We start from the raw sequence: 22,235 nt of genomic DNA, 5'->3' as shown, positions 1-22,235 counted from the left end.
GGCTGAAGAATGTGGATACTATCGCTTGCGTAGAATTTGAACGATACGGTTATAAACGATTTCCGATATCATCCACGAGTTTCCACCGCTTGTATTCACAAACTGAATAACCACTGCGTCAATATCTTTGTGGTAGCGTGCAATGCTCGAATACCCCGGCCACAAACCGGTATGCTCATATACATAAATAGAGGAATAGATATCCCGCTCATCATCATCGAACAATGATCCATCATTCAATGCCCTAAGAAATATCCCTGTATCTTCCGCTGTCGCTATCATAGACCCACCTGGAACTACTATATCCAGCATTTTCACATCCCCATCATATTTCGTGTAATACCCACTGGAGACTTTGCCGGGGTCAACGTCACTCAACACTCCGAAAGTATGTGTTAGTCCAAGGGGAGCCAGAATTTCACTTTGAATATATTGCTGATGATCATAGCCCAATGTTTTATCGAGAATATTACCAATCAGGAGGTAGTTAGTATTGGAGTAGCCGTAACGACTGTCTGGATCAAATTCGGCGGGGTCATCGAATACCAACTCAAGATACTCGTTCACATTCTTTAACGACGTGGACCATGGGAACGCGGAATCTTCAATCCAATCGGGGATGCCGCTACGATGTTGCAACAACATTCTTAAGGTAATTTTGTTTGCATTTTCTATTCGCCCATCAAGTTCAGGTAGATAATCTGTGAGAATTTCATCCAGAGATAATCTTTGATCACTGACCAATTTTGCAGTGGCGGCAGCGATATATAACTTGCTGATACTGCCAATCTTGAACAAAGTGTGTGGATCAGCCGGAACTTTATTCTCTCTATTTTTCCAGCCCGAAGAATAAAATTCAGGATTTTGGCCTTTTATATCCACATAAACAATGATGCCATCCAGATTATAATTAATAGCATCATCAACTTGCTTCTGAACTGTATCAGGCAGTGGTGCCAAATACGCACAGGCTGCAAGCCAAGGCACGAATATCACAATACAGCTTATCGAAACGATAGCCATGATGATTTTTAGAAGCCAAACTGGACGTTTCGATGTTTTCAAATCGGATGATCCTCCAAGTAAGTCGCCTAACGCCAGAGCACTGCGGCGCGCAACTGCGTTACCAACTAACTCTCCAACGGATCGTTACCCGCGGTTTGTAGCGGTTCCAGGTTCGACCCAGTTCGTTACGAATATTGTCGATCACGCGTCCAGATTCACGCCAGACATTTTCAACCGCGCGCGTAACCTCGCGAGCTGCGTAGCCTGTCTCCGTGAGAGTCGTTATCACCGCTTCCTTGCTCAGATGGTAGAATCCTTCAGCAATATATTCAGCGGCTTTTTTTGCATCGACGTGCGCTTGAAGAAGAAAGCGAGCAACTTCGCGCGGCGAGTCACGCAGCTGCCCGATCACCTCGGCAGTCAGTTTGACATCCTTCAGCATTTGATGAACCTCTTCGATCGTACGCCTCATGCCATAGCCGTTGTTCAGGAAGATACCAGCAATGGTTCTAGCGGTGAATTTCGGTTCATCGACATCGCAGATTTTGTGAATCCACTCGACGACCTCGCGCTCAGCATAACCCCCCGCGTCTTGCAAAAAATCCTTGATATTGTCCCAACCCGCCCGAAAACCTTCCTCAAGAACGAGGTAAGCATTATTGATCTGATACCCCGCCTGTCGCAGCGCCTTAGCGGCTTCCTTTGCTGTTTGGTTGAATGTGTTGCGAAGCTCATGGCCTATCGCTCCTGCGAGGTCGCGAGTATCACGAAGAAATTCGATGGTCCCATCAAGCACCGCTCGCAGCCAGACGACAGCGATCTTAAGTGCTTCGAGTATCTGTTGCTTCACCATGTTGCGTATCTGTTCGATGAGCCCATTCATATCGAGCGGATCGAAATCGATCGGAAAGGCCAGTTTGATGGGGCCAAGCGACGCGCGCACATCTGCTCGGCCTGTAGCGCTATTGGGTTTGGCCACAATCTGGAGACCGACATCGACCTGCACCGCTTTTGAGATAACTAAGCCCCCGCCATACCATTCTGCCTTAACATCGACCGCCATACTGGCGCGTGTCGTGAGGGTCACGGTTTCATGCTCCAATGCGGCAGCGAAGTCCGAATCACCCAGCGGCATGGGAAGTTTCGATTTAACAATAAAGTTAAGCGAGCGTTCGGTGAGCACACCAATCGCATCAATAGTGTTCTGCCCGAAGATCTTTAGCTTGAGTGAGGCTGAGGCTGAGCGATTCTCGCTGTCGATATCGATTGCGATGGCATTCTTGCCAACCTGGTGGCCCGAAAAGCGCTGCGGGCTTCCTTGCCCGCTACCGCTGATCTCGATTATTTTTCCAAGCTTGATCGGTGCAAACTGGAATTTTGCGGCGATCTTGTTGCCTGCGACAGCGCTGACTTCCCCATACGTTTTATATCCGAGGATGTTGATATTTGAATGTGCTCTGATACCGGCTACGCTGGCTATGCCGCATCGTGTAATAAGGCCTGGTTGCTTGGCGAAGTAAATATAGCTTTTTTCGAGAACGATCATGCGATCAAGCAAGGGCGGAAGGGTGACAGTGAACCCGGTCGCTAGCGTCGCTAAATCAGAAAGAATCAGCCGATTCGATTCCAACTCAAAAAGGTCGGGGATCATGTTCGGCGTTCCGGTCGAATATTTTACCGAGAAGCCACCGGTGTTCCCTGATCCTGCGATCACGAAATCACCTTCCACGCCGACGGCATAGCTTGTGAGCGAGCCGTTGAAACTCGCAACGGCACGGGTAAGCGTCAGTGGCCTGAACAACGCTTGATCGATCTGCGGAATGAATCGGCCAAGATCGATACCGAAGGATATACCGGTCCCGGTCAGACGGATCATCGCTTGAAAGGCTAGCTTTTGCCCGAAGAAATCAAACAGACCTTCACCGGTAAAACCAATGGCTTCTGCGCCCTCGACCGCAATCGACTGGACCGTGAACTGCAGGAGTGGTCCTATCGGAATGACAACGTACGTTTTGGTCGTGAAACGCAGTGAATCCGGAAAATTGGTGAGATAGAAAATCGTCTGCTCAAGTTTGAGATTTTTCAGGAGCCGCCCGCCCAGGCGAAACATATAGCCTCGGCCAGCCTCAATGACCGCCTCTCCCAGCTCCAGGCCCGGCGTTTCAATGCGAAGCGTCCCGCGCGTATCCGAACTCAATGACAGCCATAGCCCATTCATCTGGAGCGGAAGCGTACTCAGCATATGCCCCAAGTCACCCAGCATCGCACGTGCCGCTGACGGGGATATGGCAAAGACGATGGTGTAACCAATATCTTTTCCCGCGCGCATGAAGCGGGCATCGACAACGATATCGACCTTGCGGCTGGAATTGCCAGGGACCGGCAGCTTGATTGTGGTAATGATACGCAGCGCCGCCTCGCCCTGCTCAAGCATCCTGAACTGTTGAAGCTTCAGCGTTGCTATTCCGAGATAGTCCCGAAGCGCGCTAGCGAGTTCGCCTGCAATGTTACCAATAGCTATCTCTACCGCCCCACCACCAGCTGCTACGAGCTGGTCGTGAAGCTCGTCGAACCCCAAGCTGTTTTGTTTTATATTCTGCATGACTTTTTTATTTTTCCTTTTCGAGTGGGGCGGCGGCCTCAGGTAATCAGTGCAGACTGATGTCAGAGCGTGCTTATATCGGCAAAGGTCACACAGTTGTGCTTCGGCTCGGTGAACCAGAGGCACTGCGATCCACTATCGATATGAAGAAGATCAGAATCTGTTACGCAGGGATATTCAATCACTGTGCGCTTGCGATCGAGCTGGAACAGTGATTTCCCTCCCTTGCCCGTAAACCAGATCGTCATGTCGGTGGAGACGTGCATCGCGCGAATTCCTGTGCCGGCGGGCAGCTTTACCTCCAGGACTTTGTCATAGCCCTCAATGAAGCCGATGACATCACGCCCTGGGTCCATGTAGATCAGATAAGTATTAGGTCTGCCGGCAACCATACAACCTGGCTTACTATAACCACCCTCAAGCGTAAGGGACCTGCCGCCGGTGCTGTAACCTGGGGCAAAGCAAGTGAGGCGCGAATCAGAAATTTGCCAGAGAGAGTCGAGTGCGAGTCCGATTGCATCAACCTTGGGCGTTCGCATCTGGAACCGTTTATTCTGGACGAGATCGACAACGATTCCGGCATCGGTCGCTACCAAGCCGCATTGAAACAAGCCCTTGCCGGGTCCAAACATGGTAGGCGTGAGGCCGGGTTCCAGCTCGAGTTCCTCGTGGTATTTTCCAAACTGATCAATAAAGCCGATTCGTCGACTGACCGGGTCGAGGAAACGCCATCCGTATTCAAAGTTGAGCGGATGCTGATCCCTGCTCATGAGTGTGGGCATATGTCCGACTTTGCGGGGAAAGATTGTTAGCTTTCGTGCATTGTCGAAGCGGCCGACGCAATTCGCGGCACCGGTGAACCAGACGTTGTCGTTGTTACCCCATTTCACATCATTAGGTGTCCCGGCAGCACCGGTCGGGAAGCGCTTGGTCTTGAGCTTGGTAAGTCCAGGTTCATACTCGGCCTCACGAAACTCGTAATAAAAATCCAACACGGACATCCTAATCACCGTACCGCGGATCGAAGGTGATGTTGTCCTCCGGAATGCTGTGATGTGCAGCCAACAACTGTCTCACCCTTTGCTTATTACCGGATACATCAAGCGTAAGAACCGTCCTCTTCCCGTCGTCCTTGATCAATGTATAAGTAACCTTGCGGTTGCCGCGCCCATCGACCGTGCCGGGCACTGTTGTAACATTAGAAATCCTTGCCATATTTTCCTCTTTTTATACGACGAAAGGCATTTAATTGCAGTGCCTTGTTTTGGTTGAAGTAAAGCAATCAGTAAGATGGAGGCGTTTCATAAGGTAGTAGTCATTCTGCATTCGGTATGTCTTTCATGTTAGCGACAGCTTCTGGTACTTCCGTTTGTTTCGTGCTGCCTAAGGTATCCATATTCGATGCGGAATAATATGTATAAACAGCAAAGGCAAAACCGGCTAAGCCTACAAAGAAGCCGCCAACAGTAAAATATTTCTGATTTCTCTTTTCTGTTGTATTGACGGTCAGGAGGTCTTTTATTTGCGAAGTTAATGGCTCAAGGAGGTGGTCATTACCATTGATCTGGTCTCTTAGCCTTTCTAAATGAATACGAACTTCATTTGGAAGCCCTTCAAAAGGTTCATCTTTTCTGTATTGATCGATGTAACTTTTGATCAAGGCTTTATGAGCTTCCAGTTCTGAGTCTCTTCCTGCCATTATTTCTCGATAGTACTTTCTTATTGTGAAGTGTATTTGTGATTGTGTGAGATGCCGTGTTGAGGCTATTTCTTTAATGTCGTCCCAAGTTGGCTGTGAATGCTTGACCGTATCTTTAAAATCATTTGAAAATTTGGAAATTGAACTCATCTCAAAAATATCTTCGAGTAAACTGCCCAATACCCATGCGATGAAAACAAAGCCACCAATAAAGGCAATGGCGATAGTTGAAACTAATATCCATTCGGGCAAAGCTTGATCTCCCTGTAAAGTAAAATTGATCGGTTGTTACGAGTTAATAAATGAAAGAATGATGGATAGCTGTTTTACGGAGTTTCGATGGACGCTTTTCTTCCTCCAAAGTAAAAGCCAGTAATGCTCCCTATTACCGTACCTCCGAATGTCAATATCTTGTCCAGATGTTCTGCAAAGAAAAACCCGGACATTATGATGATAATGAACACCCCAGCAGAGCATGCAAAGGTTACATAAGCGCCCATAAGCCGATTGGTTTTTACTTCAGTCGGTGCTCCGCAGCCATGACCATGGCAGATTGAACAAGGTAAGCCGCGATATGTTTCGTCTTGGTTAGTGATACCTGCTGATTTTGTGCAGACAAAGCAGCTGGTGTTTTCGGCTCCTGAGTGACAGGTACCATGGCCCTCGCAGTGGCCGCATAGGCGCCAGCCTTCAAAGGGTGGGGCTACTGATCGCGCGTTATTATCTGTCATGATTCCTTCACTTTCCCTCAGTGCGTTATTGAAATAGCAGCCAGTCATAGGCATCAAGATTAATATTTAAGCCTATAGTTGACTACGATGCCACCACGCATGAGGTGATTTTTCATATCAGTTAGTAATTGATTATTTGGTATTTATTCTGGGATTACTGTTTTGAGAAAAATCAATTACCCCGCATTACAGCCCAAGTGGATGTGCACCCGCGTTGTGCAATCCAAATCAGCCTGCCACAGTAGGAATATTAAATAGCAACGGGTGGTGCTAATGCCTGGATTCTCAATCGCCTGGGTGCGGAGGGCACTAGGCTCTTTGTAGGAGATATCCTACAAAAAGTACCGACTTTCACCATTGGCGCTTAAAGCATTATCCTTTAATATGCCCCTTTAAATCATCTCTGGGACGAACCGTGACAAAATTAGTGATTGGAAAGGACGCTATCGAAGTAAAGGCGGCGAAGAGAAAGGTCTTGTCGAATTTACGAATGCTCAATAGCCGTATTCAAGGCTTGTGCCGTAGCTCGGCGAGCTTTGACACCTTGTACGCGTTCTACAATGCGAAGGTGGAAGAGCAGCTGAGTATTCTGGCGTGGTTTGACAAGTTTGATCAGCCTGCACCGTTTAGCGATTCATCGACGTTAACCACAGCCGATAGACCCCTGGAATCTTCATGGGCCTGATGGCTCCCCCCCCAATACCCCCCTTATTTCTGTTATCGCCAAATGTAGGGTAAAGCGCTCCAGCCGCTATATCCTCAGGTGAAATGCTATAGTGCGCGATAACGGCGAATGGCAAGTTAATGAGCTTGTTCATCAGAGTGGTGTTAGCGCTAGCTCATTGCAGAAAGCCAAAAAATTTATCAATTACATCACGAGGAGACGTTATGTTCATCCGTCAATGGGTAGCCGGCGCACTGATCTTGTTATCGATGGCAACAGTAGCGCAACATCAACCATATCAGGACATTAAACTCAAACAATTTCCAGAACTCCAGTCTCGAACACTTTCATCTATAGACAACAAGAAACCGACCTATTTGAAATTCTGGGCGAGCTGGTGCAAGCCCTGCATGGAGCAAATGCCGCACTTCGAAAAAATCTATCAAAAATACCATGATGAATTAAATATTATTGCGGTTAATATCAACATGAATGAAGAGGCAGCGCGCATTGACGAAGTGATCAAACGCTTTGATTTACACATGCCTGTCTGGCTGGACAATGAAGGGGCGTTGGGTGTTGCGCTCGGTTTAATCGGAACGCCTTACAGCGTGCTTATCAATCCGGAAGGCAAGGTGTTGTACACGACTCACGAATCCGATGCCGCGCTGGATGTGCGTCTTGCAATGCTCGCGGAAGGAAAGTTCGGTGAAAGTGGAATCAGTGCCGAGCCAGTGAGTCTTGAGCAAAAAAAGAAACTCCTGGAGCCCTGGGCGCAAGGTGAGCACCTGATATTTTTTACCGCGACCTGGTGTGACTGGTATTTGGCAGATACTCGACCAGAAATGGCACAGCAATGTAAATCAGCCCAATCGGATCTCAACACCTTGCACAAACGTTTACCCGATATGCCTTGGCACGGGGTTGTCAACCATTTGTGGACTGACGAGCAGGCGTTAAAGGAGTTTACCCAAAAATATAATCTGCGCATTGACTTCAGTATCGATACATTCGGTGTCTTGTTTAATAGTTTTAAAGTCAGGGATATCCCCACGCTGGTTTGGATAAAAGACGGGAAAATAGTGAAGCGCGTTACGGAGTTTGAAAACATGGATGCCGTCGTTGATCAACTTCAGACGACAGTGAAAAAGAACGGCGAGTCGTGATTTTTCATAGTAGTGACAAGTAATGTCCCGTGCCAACGATGTCGCCAATCTCATAATTTAATTTAAAAAAATATTTCCAGCCGAGACGAACCGGAACTTATCGCTACGCAATGAGTAAAAGTTACGGTTCGTGAGATCAGCAACATGTTAGCTTGCTCTGTGCTTTGCTAACAAGGCTGAGCTTGAATCGACGCGGAGGAAAAATCCGCCGCGTCTTACCGGAGGAGCGAATCAATATGAGGATGTTATTGACACATATCGCTCTTTACTAATGGACACAGGCAGGGATATTTCTATGAAAATTTTTATTAAACGTTTATGCGGTTTAGCGGGTTGCATGATGGTCGCCGTTTCTCTTCATGTTGGTGCGGCAGAATTCACGTGTGAGGTTCGCGACCGCAATTGTCTTTATGACGCCGTGGCTGCGGCCAATCAAACCAGTGAGCCAGATATTATTCGTTTTTCTGAGGGCCACCATTACGCTAATAAGCTGTATCCATTGAGTTGCGCGCCGTCCATTGTGGGAGATATCACTATTGTAGGTGCTGGGCGTATAGCTACACACCTTCACGCGATAGGGGCCTGCGCTTTTTTCCATGTCCCGGTTGGAAGCTCGCTCACCTTGCGCGATATTCAGGTTGCTGGCGGGAAACTTATTGGGAGCAGGGTGGGCCCAGACATAGTGCAGCGTGGTGCGGCTGTGTACAACGAAGGTCTTCTTCATGTTGAGCGAACAAATTTCACAAGCAATGATGTTGTCGAGAACAATGTTTTTTTATCGGGGGGCGGTGCTATCTACAACGCGCCAGGTGCTACAGCGAATCTGGATGATGCAGGGTTTCATGACAACCGGGTCGGACCGCAGAACTACGGAGGCGCCGCTATTCTCAATGAGGGCGTAATGACGGTCACGCGAAGCCGTTTTAATGAAAACGGTGGGGAAGGCGGCTACGGTTCCACTATTGCGAATGGTGTGCCGGGTTTTTCCACTGGAGCTTCTCTACTTATATCAGACTCTGTTATCGAAGATGGTGATGGTACCGGAATCCATAACCACGCTACCTTGGTAGTCGAGCGCACCACCATACGCGATGGCGATGCGGCGGAAGGCGGTGGCATTTATAACGGCGGCGAAATGACCCTGCGCGAAAGCGCCGTCATCCGCAATAGAGCTATTAAAGGCGGTGGGATCTATAGCGCTGAGGGTGCGACCTCGACCATTATCAACACGACGATTAGCCATAACCACGCGCGCGGAAAAGTTGAAGGTAATGGCATCGGCGGCGGCGTTTACAATTATGGCGGCACGGTGAATTTAGCGAATGTGACGATTGCTTCAAATACATCGCAAGGCCTGGGCTCGGCGATCGCGTCAACGTCTGATGCTGATGGATCTGCGTACACCTACATCAAGAACTCCATGATTGTAGGGCATGCGGACACGACGATAGAGCAATCCTGTTATGACTTCGGCCCCAACGACACGCCCAAAAATCTTTTGCTGGAAAATAACCTGATTACCGCAGAATCAAATTGCTATCCTTCCAGTACCGATATCGTAGTGGATGAAGCAAGCACCTTCACCGACGTCATTGGTCCCATAGCAGATTATGGTGGCCTCACCCCAGGTTACGCATTACTGCCAGGCAGCCCGGCGATTGATAACGCAGAAAAAACCTGCACGGATTTTGAAGGCTTTCCAATTCTAATCGATCAGCACGGCAATGCCAGAACCGGTTGCGATATTGGTGCGGTTGACTCCACTGTTGAAACGCCTCCGGTAGCGCTGCAGTTGTTATTGACTGACAATCAAACAGGTATTCAGCCCGGTTCAACGGGCACCATGATTTTGGTCATGCTGTCGCGTGCCGATTCTACTAATCCGTTCGAACCTATCTGGGATGTTGACCGCAGCACAATTCGTTTAGGCTCAGCTGGCGCCACGCCTTTCAAATATACTCGAATAGACCTTAATGAAGATGGCATTCACGATCTGGTGATGAGATTTAGAATCAACGAAACCGGCCTTGCCTGCGGCGATACTGCAATTGATTTGCAAGGCACGATAGTTGGCGGTGCTGAGTTTGTTGCCCGTGCTGATATTGTGACGGTTGGTTGTGATGGAGAGTAGTTAATATTGAGTTCATCTCAGGGAGGAGATGAAAAGGCGAGGGCAGGGTGAAATAGCCAATCCCTCGCTTGCGGGTTGTTAAACTGCGTACTGGATATCAAATGCCGTAGCTTTTGCAATGGGCTTCAATGTTTTGTTTTCCCTTTTTAATTCAACCAAACCATATCTTTCGAGGGTTTTTAGTGTACGGCTGAGATTGCTGGGTTGACGTCCGCTGAGCAGAGCGAGATCACTCAAGCTTTCAGGATGGTGCTCCTCCATAAGTTTCAGCAAGCGGACATTATTCTCACTAAGTACCTGGCTTAATGATTTTAATGAGCTGAACCATATTTTAGGTTCATTGCGCGATGGGATAATTTTCCCCGCCGCAATATCCAGCGTGCGGCGTTGAAACTGATCTCTGGGCATGATTCCGATTTTTAGCTTGATCACTTTTCATCACCTTTCACTATACGATTAACTTCATTAAAAAAATCACTCAATAACTGTTGTGCACTCGAAAATGCATAGGGTATTCCTGTATCCGTTGAGGAGCGGTGTTTATGGTCATACGTGATTACACGACCTTTAAATTTCGCTCTCGTTGGTGACTTTACGGCGTGCGCATTATCAAATCCCAAGATGCGCTTGTTGTAGTTGTTATGGAGCGTGAGGTTGTAACGAATACCATGAGGAACCTCTTTACTGGGGATAACTCTCCAGGCTTCAATTTTGTACCAGTAGCCATTTTCTTCTGTGTATTCGGTTCCGTGTAGATCCAGAAGCACCTCAAGCCCTATGTCTGTTTTCGATTTCGTCATATCCCTGGCACCCTTTAACTTATCAGCAGATGATAAGCTAAAGTGAAGGGTGTATCAAATACTGTTAGGGCATATATCCCTATTAAGATGGCTGTTCGGTGGTGTAGTGGTGCGACTGAATTTTATTCCTTCCTGATCTTCTTCAACAAAGCCACCCGCTGCTGATGGGTCAATCTATTCAATTCCAGCAGCAACTCCGCTAGGTCATCCTCCGGACAATACAGGTACGCCATTGGCACATTCAGGATATCGGCAAAGCGTTTGGCGGTGTCCAGGTCGGGCAGGTGCTTGCCGCGTTCGTAGTGGTTCATGCGTGGGCTTGCGGTAAATTCGTCCAGCCCGGCTTGAATGCCAAGCTGTTTTTGCGATAGGTCGGTCTTCTTCCTCGCTTGTGCCAGCCGGGTGGCAAACAGCGTTTGGTGCGTCATGGGTGCCTGTCTCTTAGTCAAAATAGGACTAAGAGATTCTTAGTTTTTAGGTTGACGCGATACTAAGGATTACTTAGCATTGGGCCTGCTAGTTCACCTACCGGCTATTGGGCTGGGGCTTTCCCCAGTCATTTTTTACAGAGGTGGCGTTTTCGCCAGGGTATGTTGTTGAAGGATGTTGTCAGGTCAAAAGTGTGCAGGGTGGGCGAACCATCCGGTTTTTCCTTGCGGCGTTTTATCCGCTGGGCCGCGATGGTGGATAAATCGCTGTTGCTGAAGCTTCTGGATGCGCTCCAAACAGAGCTGGATGAAGAAGAGCGCAACCTGCGCGAGGTGGCCGAGTTGGTTCATTGTGCCATGTTGCATCACGAGTTGCGCCAGCAATGGTGCCTACGTTGTGCGCAATTGCGAGCGTATTACCGGCGCCGCGAGGGCGCCGGTGTGACGCGTCGCGGCAAGAGCCCGCAAGGTCATTGATAACAAGGACGGTAAGGAGTGGTAATGCAGTTGCAGGATGCAGTCAAAGCGAAGATTTGTATCAATCGACTAACAGCGAATTATCCCTTGGGGGATTTTGTGCAATGGGTGGAGCGTGAACAAATCAGCCTGCCGTTGTTAATGGTGTTGTTGGAGCGTATCCAGAAAGAGCTGGATGCGGAAGCCACCGCGTGCGGGCAATTAATGAATCGTTATTGGTGTTTGTATTGTGGTCAGGTGCGGGCGTATTACCAGGCTATCATTCGCGAGCCAGGTCGTGAGCAGGCGCTATCGTTTTTGTTGAAGGAGTAAGTATAAAAATTTTCTCACTATTTTGATAAATCTCGGCAATTTCTGCACAAAAAAGTCTAAAAGTTTTTAATAATTTTCTGCCTGCGCTTGTATAATCGGCGCCCTTTTAATACATGGAGATAGAAACGGATGGCTAATTACGGACCGACAATGTCAATGACGGGATCTGCGTTTAAATTATTGACAGGTTTATTATTTACCGCTGCGCTTGTTGCGTGTGGTGGCGGCGGAGGTGGAGGCGGTTCCTCCAGCAGTGCCGCGAGTAATGTTGCGCCGGTGGCGAATGCCGGCGCAGATAAAACGGTAGATGCGGGCACGACCGTTGAATTGGTTGCTGGTGGAAGCGATAGCGATGGCCGTATCACCGGTTATCAGTGGACTCAGCTCACCGGTACCAGGGTTTCACTGACAGCAATTGATTTGGATGCGGCCCATTTTTCTTTTGTAGCACCATCAACCGGTGCAGAAAATTCCACGACGCTGGAATTCCGCTTGCAGGTTACCGACAATGATGGCGCTACGGCAACGGACACCGTGGTGTTCACCATCAATCGTGTTAACACCGCGCCCGAAGTGAACGCTGGTGCAGATCAAACGGTTATTGGTTTGTCGGAAGTGAGCCTTGTGGGCACGGCTTCTGATGATAGCGGTGAAGTTGAATCGTATCTCTGGACTCAAACTGCGGGTGAAGCGGTGTCTCTCACCAATGCAGATAGCGCAACCGCTTCGTTTATTGCGCCCTCTACCAATGAAGAATTAACCCTCGAATTTGCACTGACGGCCACCGACGTTGATGGTGCTACCACAACCGATGTGGTAGTTATTGTGGTGACTCCGGAAAACGCGCCCATTATTTCATTTATCTTTCCACCAGCGACCGGTGTTTATACGAAAACCAGCATCAGTGCGTTCGGAACCTCAGAAACAAAAAATGGTGCAACTGTGGCAACGGTTGAAGTCAGCGCTGGCGGCACCAGTGTAATGGCGGACGTGGAAGAAGACGGCAGCTGGCGTGCGGACAATATTCCCGTGCCGGCGGGTGCGAGTGAGTTTACTGTAACGGCAACCATTACCGACAGTGAAGATCTTTCTCAATCGGCTTCTGCAATTTTGTTGAGGGATGGTGACAGTGCCGGCAGTGGCGAAGTCTGGAATGAGCCACGTGCAGTTGCTGTAGTGCCCAATGCCGACTATGTGTATGTGTTGACTGGTGGGGCTTTTGTCAGGGACATCATGATTGTTCCGGTGGATATCACGACCGGGCATCGCGGTCAGTCCATTACCGATTTCACCAATCCTGAACTGGGCTCGCAGCCTGCTGTATTCCAGGATATGTTATTTGATGCCGAAAATGATCGCTTGCTACTGACCAGCAACCCCGCCGAAGGCACGCCGCAAATTGTGGCGGTGGATGTGGCCACCGGTGTTCGTACTACTATATCCAGTGATGAACAGGGTACAGGGGAGTCGTTTGTTAACCCGGTGAGCCTTGAGTGGGGTAAAGACCGTCAGTTGCTGGTGGCTGATAATACGGCTCACCGCATTATCATGGTTAATCCTGTTTCAGGTGATCGCACAACTATCGCGGATGCATACACGCTTGATTATGGCATTGATGCTCCGCTGTTTGCATCCTGGATTGAAAGTACCGATGAAATTGTGATGACGCCTAATATTCTTAATAATCATTATTTTCTGGGTATTCAGGATTGGCAGAGCACGCCATTGACGTATGTCTTATCAATGAATACGGGCAATGGCAATACTGGCCCCGCTGTGAAGAGAATGGTTCAAGGTACTGCGTTGGATGAGGCGAATAATCGCCTGCTGGTACTCGATGGTGATGATCAGTTAATTGCGGTTGATCTCGATTCTGGAAATCGCGTATTGCTTATGGAAGAGGTGACCGGCTTTGGTTCTCTTTCTCTTCAGGAAAAAGATTTGGAGTATGATGCGGTAAACAAATTGCTGTATATTGCAGACAACAATTTTTATCGCGGCTTATACGTCGTCGATCCCCAAAGCGGTAGTGTTGTGTTACTTAGCAACTAGCTGCTAAAAAACCTGCCGATCTTCTCACCAAAGATCGGCAGGCTCCTATTAGCCACACCAATTAGGCTCCCTTAATTCACATCAAACCGATCCAGCATCATCACTTTATTCCAGGCTTTGGCAAAGTCATTCACAAACTTTTCCCGCCCGTCATTTGCCGCATACACTTCAGCCACCGCACGCAGTTCGGCATGGGAACCAAACACTAAATCCACCGGCGTTGCCGTCCATTTGACTTTGCCGGTTTTGCGGTCCAGCCCTTCGTATAGTCCTTCAGTTTTTTCAGACTTTTTCCACTGCGTGGACATGTCGAGCAGGTTCACGAAAAAGTCGTTGCTTAACGTGCCCGGTTTGTTGGTGAAGATGCCGTTTTTGGTGTTGTCGCTGTTGGCGCCGAGTGCGCGCATGCCGCCGACCAGTACGGTCATTTCCGGTACGGTAAGAGTGAGCACATTGGCACGGTCTACCAGCATCTCCGCCGGTGACTCGGTGTTACCCTTGGCAAAATAGTTACGGAAGCCATCGGCGGTGGGTTCAAGTACCGCAAAGGATGCTGCATCGGTTTGCGCTTGTGTCGCATCAACGCGACCGGGCGTGAAGGGTACATCGATATCATAGCCACCTTTTTGCGCGGCTTGTTCAACAGCGGCTACGCCGCCCAACACGATCACGTCGGCGAGCGAGACTTTTTTATTACCGCGCTGTGCCTTGTTGAAATCTGTCTGGATTTTTTCCAAACGTTTCAACACTTTCGCCGTTTCTTTTGGATTATTCACGCTCCATTGATTTTGCGGTGCCAGGCGAATGCGTGCACCGTTGGCGCCGCCGCGCATGTCGGTGTCGCGATAACTTGCGGCGGAAGCCCAGGCGGTTCTCACCAATTCAGCGGTGCTCAAACCCGATTTGAGGATGTTGGATTTCAAGGTTGCAATATCGCTCGCGTTAATCAATTCGTGGTCAACTGCCGGTAAAGGATCTTGCCAGATCAGGTCTTCACTAGGCGCGTCCGCACCGATATAACGCGTGCGCGGCCCCATGTCGCGGTGTGTTAATTTGAACCAGGCTTTGGCAAACGCCAGTTCAAACTCTTTGGGATTTTCTTTAAAGCGCAGGGAAATTTTGCGGAATTCCGGATCTTCTTTTAGCGCGAGGTCGGTGGTGAACATGATCGGCGCGTGGCGTTTGGTTTTATCGTGTGCATCGGGTACCAGGTTGGCGGCTTGACTGTCTTTGGGAGTCCATTGGATTGCACCGGCCGGGCTTTTGGTTTGCACCCATTCGAAGGCAAACAGGTTGTCCAGATATTGCGTCGTCCATGCAGTGGGGTTGGATGTCCAGGCACCTTCCAATCCGCTGGTGATGGTGTCTTCCGCGTTACCTTTACCACATTTGCTGATCCAGCCCAGGCCTTGCCCTTCGATACCGGCGGCGGCCGGATCTTTACCGATACATTCATCAGGTTTGTGCGCGCCGTGCGCTTTACCGAAGGCGTGACCGCCGGCAATCAGTGCAACGGTTTCTTCATCGTTCATTGCCATACCACTGAAAGCTTGGCGAATATCTTTGGCGGCCAGGCGCGGGTCGGGCACACCGTTAGGACCTTCGGGATTTACATAAATCAAACCCATTTGTACGGCGGCGAACGGCTTGTTTAACTGCCGATCACCGGTGTGACGTTGATCGGCCAGCCATTTTTTTTCGCTGCCCCAATTCACCCTTTCAACTTCCCAGTCGTCCTGGCGACCACCGGCAAAGCCCAAGGTTTTAAAGCCCATGGATTCCAGCGCAACGTTGCCGGTCAGCACCATCAGGTCGGCCCAGGAAAGCTGGCTGCCGTATTTTTGTTTGATGGGCCATAGCAAGCGACGGGCCTTATCCAGGTTGACGTTATCCGGCCAACTGTTCAGCGGTTCAAAACGTTGTTGTCCACCGGCTGCACCGCCGCGACCATCATAAACACGGTAAGTACCGGCGCTGTGCCAGGCCATGCGAATAAAGAAAGGCCCGTAGTGACCGAAATCCGCTGGCCACCAATCCTGCGACGTTGTCATCAATGTTTTGATATCGGCCTTGACTGCTTCCAGGTCAAGCTGCGCGAAGGCTTCGGCGTAATCGAAATCCTCACCCATGGGGTTCGATTCAGCACCGTGCTGTCGCAATGGGCTCAGGTCCAGTTGCTCGGGCCACCAAAAATTATTGGTGGTGGGCATGTTGTCTTGTGCAAGCACTGCGCCGGCTTGCAGAGTTATTAATGCGGACATAGCGACCGCAGAGATAACGGGCATCGTTTTTCTGAACATAAAAAAATCCTCTTTTATATGTGATGAGTCAGTTACATCGTCGGCTGGAACGTTTACTGACAGGCTGAGGGTCCCTGCGCGTGATGCCATTTTTTCTACATTGGCACCTAATTTAACGTCGAGTGAAAAACGATTCTTTTTATTAATAACCTTGTCGCCAAAAATAAAAAACGCGTAAAACATACCTCGCTTAATCATCTTATTTTCGAGGACTCGTTTTTCGCAAAATAGTATAAAAATATTCATCAGCGTGCGTATTTGCATTTCTAACTATGGGACCATTTAAAAATTACTATCAGAATAAAAATTTCAAAGTGATTGCTGGAGGTAAGTTGACCCCGGTAGTAGGATAGAGCTGTGATTACTCAGGGAACATAGGCCATGAACGATAAATCGACGTTTGTTGAGTTAGATCAAGTTTCTTTTGGCTATGGCTCGCGTACCATATTACGCAACATAAGCTTGCGCATTCCGCGCGGGAAGCTGGTCGCCATCATGGGGGGTAGCGGATGTGGCAAGACGACGATCTTGCGCCTTATCGGCGGCCAGATTAAACCGACATCCGGGCGCGTGATGGTGGATAACCAATCGGTTGCCGCGTTGAATACGCATCAGCTTTTTTTATTGCGCCGCAAGATGGGCATGCTGTTTCAGATGGGTGCGTTGTTTACCGATCAAACGGTATTTGAAAATGTCGCCTTTCAAATGCGCGAACACACCAACTTGCCGGAATCATTAATTCGTAATCTGGTATTGATGAAACTGCAGGCCGTCGGTTTGCGCGGTGCTCACCATTTAATGCCATCCGAGTTGTCCGGCGGTATGGCGCGGCGGGTAGCACTGGCTCGTTCCATTGCGCTGGACCCGGAATTAATTCTTTACGATGAACCCTTTGCCGGCCTCGATCCGATTTCCCTGGGTGTAATAGGGCAGTTGGTGCGCCGCTTCAATGACGCCCTGGGCGCTACCTCCATTGTTGTGACGCACGATATTACCGAGTCACTCAATATTGTGGATTATCTTTACATGATTGCCGAAGGCGTAGTCATTGCTGAAGGTACGCCCGCTGAAATTTATCAATCCACCCATCCTTACCTGAAGCAATTTGTGAATGGCCATGCTGATGGGCCAGTCCCCTTTCATTATCCTGCGCCGGATTATGCACACGACCTGTTAGGAGATGGATTATGAAATCCATCGCCGATTACCTGACGTTGCTCGGGCATCAGGTAACGGAACGCCTGGTGTTACTGGGGGCGGTGTTTGATTTTTTATTTTCCATTTTCTTTATGTCGGGCACCTGCCTTCGTCGGCCCTGGCTGGTAGTGCGTGAGATTTATTTTGTCGGTGTATTCTCGTTGCTGATTATTACCGTCGCCGGTCTGTTTGTCGGTCTGGTCTTGGGTTTGCAGATGTACGATACGCTGGAGCGTTTTGGTTCCGGCGATGGTGTTGGCATGGTTGTCGCCCTTGCCCTGGTGCGCGAACTCGGGCCGGTGCTATCGGCGCTGTTATTTTCAAGCCGCGCAGGTTCAGCCATTACCGCCGAGATTGGCTTAATGAAAGCCACCGAACAATTAACCGCATTGGAGATGATGGCGATACAGCCGCTGGCTCGCGTCATCGCACCGCGCTTTTGGGCAGGTGTTATTTCGTTGCCCTTACTTAATGTTATTTTTTGTGCGGTAGGAATCTTCGGCGGCTATTTGGTCACGGTGAAATTATTAGGTGTGGACGCTGGAACCTTTTGGTCGCAGATGCAGAACGCGGTGGATTTTCGGCAGGACATCTTGAATGGCATCATCAAAAGCGCGATCTTTGCGCTTGCCGTCAGCTTGATTGCGGTATTTGAAGGTTATTCGTCGGTGCCCACCGCCGAAGGTGTTTCCCGGGCGACAACCCGCACCGTGGTGTTGTCGGCGTTGGTGGTGTTGGCATTGGATTTTGTGCTGACGGCCTTTATGTTCAGAGGGTTTTGACAATGAACCGTAACATGGTCGATTTATGGGTTGGCTTCTTTGTGGCGCTCGGGTTGGCGGCGGTGGTATTTCTCTCGCTGAAGGTGGCTAATCAATCCAGTTTTCGTTCAGCCCCCAGTTATGAAGTGCACGCGTACTTTACCAATATTGGCGGATTAAAAATTCACTCGCCAGTAAAGAGTGCCGGTGTGGTCATCGGGCGGGTGACCGACATTCAATTGGACACGAACAGTTATCAGGCCAAAGTCAGTATGGCACTGGATAATCGCTATCGCTTCAGTGTGGATTCTTCCGCGAGCATTATTACCTCTGGCCTGTTGGGTGAACAATATATTGGTATTGAAGTGGGGGCCGATGACACCCTGTTGGCCGAAGGGGACAACATAGAGTTTACGTCTTCAGCACTCTTGCTGGAAAAGTTGATCGGTGCATTTGGACTTAATCAAGTGAGTGGAGATAAAGAACCCGCCGATGAATAGCGGGCAATGTCACACAGGTGAGCGCATATGAAAACCAATTGGGTGAACAGCTTGTTGCATTGCTACCGTTGCGGCATCATCGGGATATTGCTTTGTATTCTGCCATGGGTAAGTTGTGCCGAAAGTACAGCAGCGCAAGTCCCTGACCCCGCCGCCGTAATGAAGGTGGCGATTGATGATGTTCTGACGCAGTTAAAAAACCATGAAGCCCTGTATAAGAATAACCCGCAACAATTGCGCGTTATGGTTGCCGACACAGTACTCCCGCATTTTAACGTTGCCCGTATTGCCCAGCTGGCACTGGCGCAACATTGGCGCAACACAACAGCACCACAACGCGACGCGTATGTGCGTGAATTCCAGCGCTATTTAATCCGAACCTATACCGAAACCCTGTTTATCTACCGCAATACCAAAGCGGAAATGTTGGGGACGCATTACAACGACAAAGATAATCAAAAAGCCACACTAAAGCTGCGCGCTACCAATGAGAAGGGCGAGCCGGTCATATTATTTTTGCGGCTCGAACTCAAGGACGATAACTGGAAGATTGTCGATATCAACGTAGAGGGCGTTAGCCTGGTGATTACCACGCGCGGCGTCTTTGATGAAGAAATAAAAAAAGTAGGCCTGGATGCTTTTCTGAGCAATCTGACGGAAAAGAATAATCGCGCGGAGGGCAGCGTGGATGAGTGAATGCTCATTAGATCAAGGCACTATTTACCTGCGCGGCGAGGTAAGCTTTGCAACCGTCACCAACCTGCACCGGCAATTGCAAGCGTTGATGCAAGCCGGCGCGCATACCATGGATTGCAGTGGCGTCACCAAAGTTGATTCCTCCATTACGGCATTCATACTGGTTGCGCTACGTCTTGCCAAAGACGCCGGTACTGACCTGCGCATCGTTCAATTGCCCGAAGCGGTAAGCCGGCTGATGAAGCTTTACGATCTGGAGGAAAATTTTTTATTCTCAGCGTGATAAACACCACCATATTCAACCCCCTCTCAGCCCCGCGACATTTTGTCGCATTCTTCACGCCTTATTGATGTAGTAGGCTTTTTGCGCCTTACAGCGCTGATAAGAACTACACATTAAGGAAATCGCCATGCACCTGTGCACACGCAAACCGCTCTTTTTTATTCTTGGCTGTGGTCTCAGTGTTTCGTTTACCGTGTTTGCTGATATACCTGAAAACTCCGGCTCGCTCGAAACCATGTTGGTGCAGGGCGAGCAAATCAAATTAGGGCTTGAAACCGAACAGGCACTTACACCTGGGGGCGTGACCTTGCTGGATGGTGCCGAGTTATACCAACGAAATGTAACGAATCTGGCAGATATGCTGCGCTATGTGCCCGGCATGTGGGTTGCGAGTGGTTCCACCGGTGATTCCACATTTTTCTCCAGCCGTGGCTCCAATCTGGATGCTACGAATTACGATGGCAATGGCATCAAGCTATTGCAAGATGGCCTACCGGTAACAGCGGCGGACGGCAACAATCATAATCGTGCTCTGGACCCCTTGGGGGCGCGTTATGCCATTGTGGCACGCGGTGCAAACGCGTTGACCTATGGCGCCAGCACACTCGGCGGTGCCATCGATTTTGTAACCCCGACGGCGCGCGATACCGAGCAGGAAATATTTCTGAACGGTGGTAGCCATGGCCAACTGCAAGGGCGAATAACGACAGGTGCCGTCGCTGGTAATGTTGACGGATTGATAACGTTGGAGGCGAGACGCTGGGATGGCTTTCGCGATCACCATCAACAGGAACGTGAAGGGCTTTATGCGAATACCGGTTGGCAAGTTAGCGATGCATTACAATCCCGGTTTTACTTCACCTATGTTAAAAATAATCAGGAGCTGCCGGGCGCGTTAAGCAGGGAAGAATTCGATCAGGATCCTTATCAGGCGCAGGCCTCGGCAGTCAGCGGTCACTTCCAGTTCAATGTTGAAACCTGGCGCGTCGCCAATAAAACGCAGTGGGACATCAACGATAACAGCAGTTTATCTATCGGTATTGCCTACGAAGAGCAAGCGCTTTACCACCCCATTGTCGATAAAGTGATGGTGGATTTCGATGGTCCCGGTCCCATGCCGCCGACGGAAGTCTTCAGCTTGCTGATCAATACCGATCAAAACAACGTGGGCACAACTTTGCGCTACAACCTGCGTTTGGGTAATCACGATTTACTTGCCGGCATTAACTATGGCGAGACAACGGTTAAAGGCGGTAGCTATCGCAATGATTCAGGGCGCCGCAATGGCCTGACGACGCGCGTTGATAACAATGCGGATAGCATGGAATTATTTCTGGCGGATCGTTGGCAGCTCACGCCGCAATGGAAGTTGATCTACGGCGTGCAGGCGGTTGTGGCTGACCGTGAGGTGAGAAACACGACCGTAGCAAACGGCGAGTTATACAATCCCCGTGGCGATTACGACAGCATCAATCCGCGAGTGGGCGTGATCTATCAGCTTGCGCAAAGCAGTGAGCTGTTTGCAAATGTCAGTCGTTTGTATGAAGCGCCAACCAACTATGAGTTGGAAGACGATGCCTGTAAATGTGATGCGGCGCTGGACGCAATGCATGGAAGCGTTTTTGAAATGGGCACGCGCGGCAGCGGGGCGCTTGGCGCTGGCCACCAATGGCAGTGGGAACTGGCACTTTACTATGCACAATTGCAAGATGAAATTCTTTCCATAGAAGATCCGGACGCACCCGGTACCAGTCTTTCCAGCAATGTAGATGACACGATTCATGCAGGGCTTGAAGCGCTGATCGGCGCGAGTTTTTTATTAGATGCTGGCGGTACACATCGTATTGAACCACTGGTGAATCTAACGATAAACGAATTTTCTTTTGATAATGATCCGGTATACGGCAATAACCAACTGCCGGTAGCGCCAGGCTACGCGATCAAAGGAGAAATTCTCTACCGTCACGCTAACGGCTTTTTCGCCGGCCCGACTTTCGACGTGATTGATGAGCGCTACGCCGATTTTCGCAACACTTACACCATTGATGCTTACGCCCTTCTGGGATTGCGTGCTGGCTTCCAGGGAAAATCGTGGGAAATATTTGGTGAGGCTCGTAACCTTACTGATGAAAAATATGTTTCGGTTTTTAGTGTTAAAGAGATCACCTCCCCGGAGGCTGCCATACTTCAGGCGGGTGAACCGCGTTCAGTTTATGTGGGAATAAAATGGCAACTTTGACTTAGAAAAGCCAACCGCCTGTGCGAGCCACGGTGGTAAATATTTATAATTTCTCTCGCTTTCTATAGCTTTCCTCAATAACCGTCGGTTCGCGTCTTCCGGGCGCGAATCCTTACATACAGCTATGGTATTTAACTCCCCCAGCAATTCCCGTTCAAATTTCAACCACCTTCAAACATTCCTGCCAATACA

At 49.4% G+C, this 22,235-nt stretch carries 21 protein-coding genes; 12 read left to right on the top strand and 9 right to left on the bottom strand.

All coding sequences use genetic code 11. The features are described 5' to 3' along the window. Nucleotides 1-18: 18 nt before the first annotated feature. The 5 genes from ACSV5M_RS14465 to ACSV5M_RS14445 form a co-directional block, all read right to left on the bottom strand. A complete protein-coding gene (locus tag ACSV5M_RS14465) occupies nt 19-1,065 on the bottom strand; it encodes a serine hydrolase domain-containing protein (RefSeq protein WP_439176948.1) in 1,047 nt (348 codons plus the stop codon). A gap of 58 nt (nt 1,066-1,123) precedes the next feature. Next, nucleotides 1,124-3,607: a hypothetical protein gene (locus ACSV5M_RS14460; protein WP_439176947.1), complete on the bottom strand. Its 2,484-nt coding sequence runs from the start codon at nt 3,605-3,607 to the stop codon at nt 1,124-1,126. A 62-nt stretch (nt 3,608-3,669) separates the two neighbouring features. Further along, nucleotides 3,670-4,608 (bottom strand): hypothetical protein, encoded by a 939-nt coding sequence (locus tag ACSV5M_RS14455; RefSeq protein WP_439176946.1) that lies wholly within the window; start codon nt 4,606-4,608, stop codon nt 3,670-3,672. A 1-nt stretch (nt 4,609) separates the two neighbouring features. Next, entirely contained in the window at nt 4,610-4,822 is a 213-nt protein-coding gene (locus ACSV5M_RS14450) for a hypothetical protein (protein WP_439176945.1), read from the bottom strand. Nucleotides 4,823-4,922: 100 nt separating this feature from the next. Continuing rightward, complete coding sequence (locus ACSV5M_RS14445) at nt 4,923-5,558, bottom strand: hypothetical protein (RefSeq protein WP_439176944.1); 636 nt, start codon at nt 5,556-5,558, stop codon at nt 4,923-4,925. 954 nt (nt 5,559-6,512) lie between these two features. Here ACSV5M_RS14445 and ACSV5M_RS14440 point away from each other — a divergent pair. The 3 genes from ACSV5M_RS14440 to ACSV5M_RS14430 all read left to right on the top strand — a co-directional run bounded on the left by ACSV5M_RS14440 (nt 6,513) and on the right by ACSV5M_RS14430 (nt 9,998). Then, on the top strand, nt 6,513-6,722 hold the full coding sequence (locus ACSV5M_RS14440) for a hypothetical protein (protein ID WP_439176943.1): 210 nt from the start codon (nt 6,513-6,515) through the stop codon (nt 6,720-6,722). Nucleotides 6,723-6,841: 119 nt separating this feature from the next. Further along, nucleotides 6,842-7,867: a TlpA family protein disulfide reductase gene (locus ACSV5M_RS14435; protein WP_439176942.1), complete on the top strand. Its 1,026-nt coding sequence runs from the start codon at nt 6,842-6,844 to the stop codon at nt 7,865-7,867. 295 nt (nt 7,868-8,162) lie between these two features. Continuing rightward, nucleotides 8,163-9,998 carry a choice-of-anchor Q domain-containing protein gene (locus tag ACSV5M_RS14430; protein WP_439176941.1) on the top strand — a complete coding sequence of 612 codons (1,836 nt, stop codon included), beginning with the start codon at nt 8,163-8,165 and terminating at the stop codon, nt 9,996-9,998. Nucleotides 9,999-10,076: 78 nt separating this feature from the next. On the opposite strand, the gene ACSV5M_RS14425 is transcribed toward ACSV5M_RS14430, so the two are convergent. The 3 genes from ACSV5M_RS14425 to ACSV5M_RS14415 form a co-directional block, all read right to left on the bottom strand. Beyond that, nucleotides 10,077-10,430, bottom strand: a complete 354-nt coding sequence (locus ACSV5M_RS14425; protein ID WP_439176940.1) for an HVO_A0114 family putative DNA-binding protein — start codon at nt 10,428-10,430, stop codon at nt 10,077-10,079. After that, nucleotides 10,427-10,798, bottom strand: coding sequence for a hypothetical protein (locus ACSV5M_RS14420; protein ID WP_439176939.1), 372 nt, complete (start codon nt 10,796-10,798; stop codon nt 10,427-10,429). Before ACSV5M_RS14420 ends, ACSV5M_RS14425 begins: the two co-directional genes overlap by 4 nt. Nucleotides 10,799-10,920: 122 nt before the next feature. Further along, a complete protein-coding gene (locus ACSV5M_RS14415; RefSeq protein WP_087468412.1) occupies nt 10,921-11,226 on the bottom strand; it encodes a helix-turn-helix domain-containing protein in 306 nt (101 codons plus the stop codon). A gap of 201 nt (nt 11,227-11,427) precedes the next feature. Here ACSV5M_RS14415 and ACSV5M_RS14410 point away from each other — a divergent pair, with 201 nt between their 5' ends. The 3 genes from ACSV5M_RS14410 to ACSV5M_RS14400 all read left to right on the top strand — a co-directional run bounded on the left by ACSV5M_RS14410 (nt 11,428) and on the right by ACSV5M_RS14400 (nt 14,067). Next, complete coding sequence (locus tag ACSV5M_RS14410; protein WP_439176938.1) at nt 11,428-11,703, top strand: hypothetical protein; 276 nt, start codon at nt 11,428-11,430, stop codon at nt 11,701-11,703. Nucleotides 11,704-11,727: 24 nt separating this feature from the next. After that, entirely contained in the window at nt 11,728-12,015 is a 288-nt protein-coding gene (locus ACSV5M_RS14405) for a hypothetical protein (protein WP_439176937.1), read from the top strand. A gap of 150 nt (nt 12,016-12,165) precedes the next feature. After that, a complete protein-coding gene (locus ACSV5M_RS14400; protein WP_439176936.1) occupies nt 12,166-14,067 on the top strand; it encodes a PKD domain-containing protein in 1,902 nt (633 codons plus the stop codon). A gap of 71 nt (nt 14,068-14,138) precedes the next feature. Here the strand turns inward: ACSV5M_RS14400 and katG are convergent, their stop codons facing one another. After that, on the bottom strand, nt 14,139-16,367 hold the full coding sequence (gene katG / locus ACSV5M_RS14395) for a catalase/peroxidase HPI (protein WP_439176935.1): 2,229 nt from the start codon (nt 16,365-16,367) through the stop codon (nt 14,139-14,141). Between the two features lie 381 nt (nt 16,368-16,748). Between katG and ACSV5M_RS14390 the strand changes: the two genes are divergently transcribed. From ACSV5M_RS14390 to ACSV5M_RS14365, 6 genes are all read left to right on the top strand, one after another. Then, nucleotides 16,749-17,558: an ABC transporter ATP-binding protein gene (locus ACSV5M_RS14390; RefSeq protein WP_439176934.1), complete on the top strand. Its 810-nt coding sequence runs from the start codon at nt 16,749-16,751 to the stop codon at nt 17,556-17,558. Further along, a complete protein-coding gene (mlaE, locus tag ACSV5M_RS14385; RefSeq protein ID WP_439176933.1) occupies nt 17,555-18,346 on the top strand; it encodes a lipid asymmetry maintenance ABC transporter permease subunit MlaE in 792 nt (263 codons plus the stop codon). Before ACSV5M_RS14390 ends, mlaE begins: the two co-directional genes overlap by 4 nt. A 2-nt stretch (nt 18,347-18,348) precedes the next feature. Next, the gene (gene mlaD / locus ACSV5M_RS14380) at nt 18,349-18,825 is read left to right on the top strand and encodes an outer membrane lipid asymmetry maintenance protein MlaD (RefSeq protein WP_439176932.1); all 477 of its coding nucleotides are present in this window, start codon (nt 18,349-18,351) and stop codon (nt 18,823-18,825) included. A 27-nt stretch (nt 18,826-18,852) separates the two neighbouring features. Beyond that, nucleotides 18,853-19,521 carry an MlaC/ttg2D family ABC transporter substrate-binding protein gene (locus tag ACSV5M_RS14375; protein WP_439176931.1) on the top strand — a complete coding sequence of 223 codons (669 nt, stop codon included), beginning with the start codon at nt 18,853-18,855 and terminating at the stop codon, nt 19,519-19,521. Next, complete coding sequence (locus tag ACSV5M_RS14370; RefSeq protein WP_439176930.1) at nt 19,514-19,804, top strand: STAS domain-containing protein; 291 nt, start codon at nt 19,514-19,516, stop codon at nt 19,802-19,804. Before ACSV5M_RS14375 ends, ACSV5M_RS14370 begins: the two co-directional genes overlap by 8 nt. A 127-nt stretch (nt 19,805-19,931) precedes the next feature. After that, nucleotides 19,932-22,043: a TonB-dependent receptor family protein gene (locus ACSV5M_RS14365; protein ID WP_439176929.1), complete on the top strand. Its 2,112-nt coding sequence runs from the start codon at nt 19,932-19,934 to the stop codon at nt 22,041-22,043. Nucleotides 22,044-22,235: the final 192 nt, after the last annotated feature.

It is taken from the genome of Cellvibrio sp. ARAG 10.3, assembly GCF_051846955.1.
GTDB lineage: Bacteria > Pseudomonadota > Gammaproteobacteria > Pseudomonadales > Cellvibrionaceae > Cellvibrio.
This window is presented reverse-complemented; position numbering and strand designations above follow the sequence as displayed.

Coding starts and splice junctions, on each gene's coding strand:
- ACSV5M_RS14435 (WP_439176942.1), top strand. CDS start 6,842: ATGAGCTTGTTCATCAGAGTGGTGTTAGCGCTAGCTCATTGCAGAAAG.
- ACSV5M_RS14400 (WP_439176936.1), top strand. CDS start 12,166: ATGTCAATGACGGGATCTGCGTTTAAATTATTGACAGGTTTATTATTT.
- ACSV5M_RS14415 (WP_087468412.1), bottom strand. CDS start 11,226: ATGACGCACCAAACGCTGTTTGCCACCCGGCTGGCACAAGCGAGGAAG.
- mlaE (WP_439176933.1), top strand. CDS start 17,555: ATGAAATCCATCGCCGATTACCTGACGTTGCTCGGGCATCAGGTAACG.
- ACSV5M_RS14375 (WP_439176931.1), top strand. CDS start 18,853: ATGAAAACCAATTGGGTGAACAGCTTGTTGCATTGCTACCGTTGCGGC.
- ACSV5M_RS14405 (WP_439176937.1), top strand. CDS start 11,728: ATGCAGTTGCAGGATGCAGTCAAAGCGAAGATTTGTATCAATCGACTA.
- ACSV5M_RS14370 (WP_439176930.1), top strand. CDS start 19,514: ATGAGTGAATGCTCATTAGATCAAGGCACTATTTACCTGCGCGGCGAG.
- ACSV5M_RS14460 (WP_439176947.1), bottom strand. CDS start 3,607: ATGCAGAATATAAAACAAAACAGCTTGGGGTTCGACGAGCTTCACGAC.
- katG (WP_439176935.1), bottom strand. CDS start 16,367: ATGTTCAGAAAAACGATGCCCGTTATCTCTGCGGTCGCTATGTCCGCA.
- ACSV5M_RS14455 (WP_439176946.1), bottom strand. CDS start 4,608: ATGTCCGTGTTGGATTTTTATTACGAGTTTCGTGAGGCCGAGTATGAA.
- ACSV5M_RS14420 (WP_439176939.1), bottom strand. CDS start 10,798: ATGACGAAATCGAAAACAGACATAGGGCTTGAGGTGCTTCTGGATCTA.
- ACSV5M_RS14430 (WP_439176941.1), top strand. CDS start 8,163: ATGAAAATTTTTATTAAACGTTTATGCGGTTTAGCGGGTTGCATGATG.
- ACSV5M_RS14390 (WP_439176934.1), top strand. CDS start 16,749: ATGAACGATAAATCGACGTTTGTTGAGTTAGATCAAGTTTCTTTTGGC.
- ACSV5M_RS14450 (WP_439176945.1), bottom strand. CDS start 4,822: ATGGCAAGGATTTCTAATGTTACAACAGTGCCCGGCACGGTCGATGGG.
- mlaD (WP_439176932.1), top strand. CDS start 18,349: ATGAACCGTAACATGGTCGATTTATGGGTTGGCTTCTTTGTGGCGCTC.
- ACSV5M_RS14365 (WP_439176929.1), top strand. CDS start 19,932: ATGCACCTGTGCACACGCAAACCGCTCTTTTTTATTCTTGGCTGTGGT.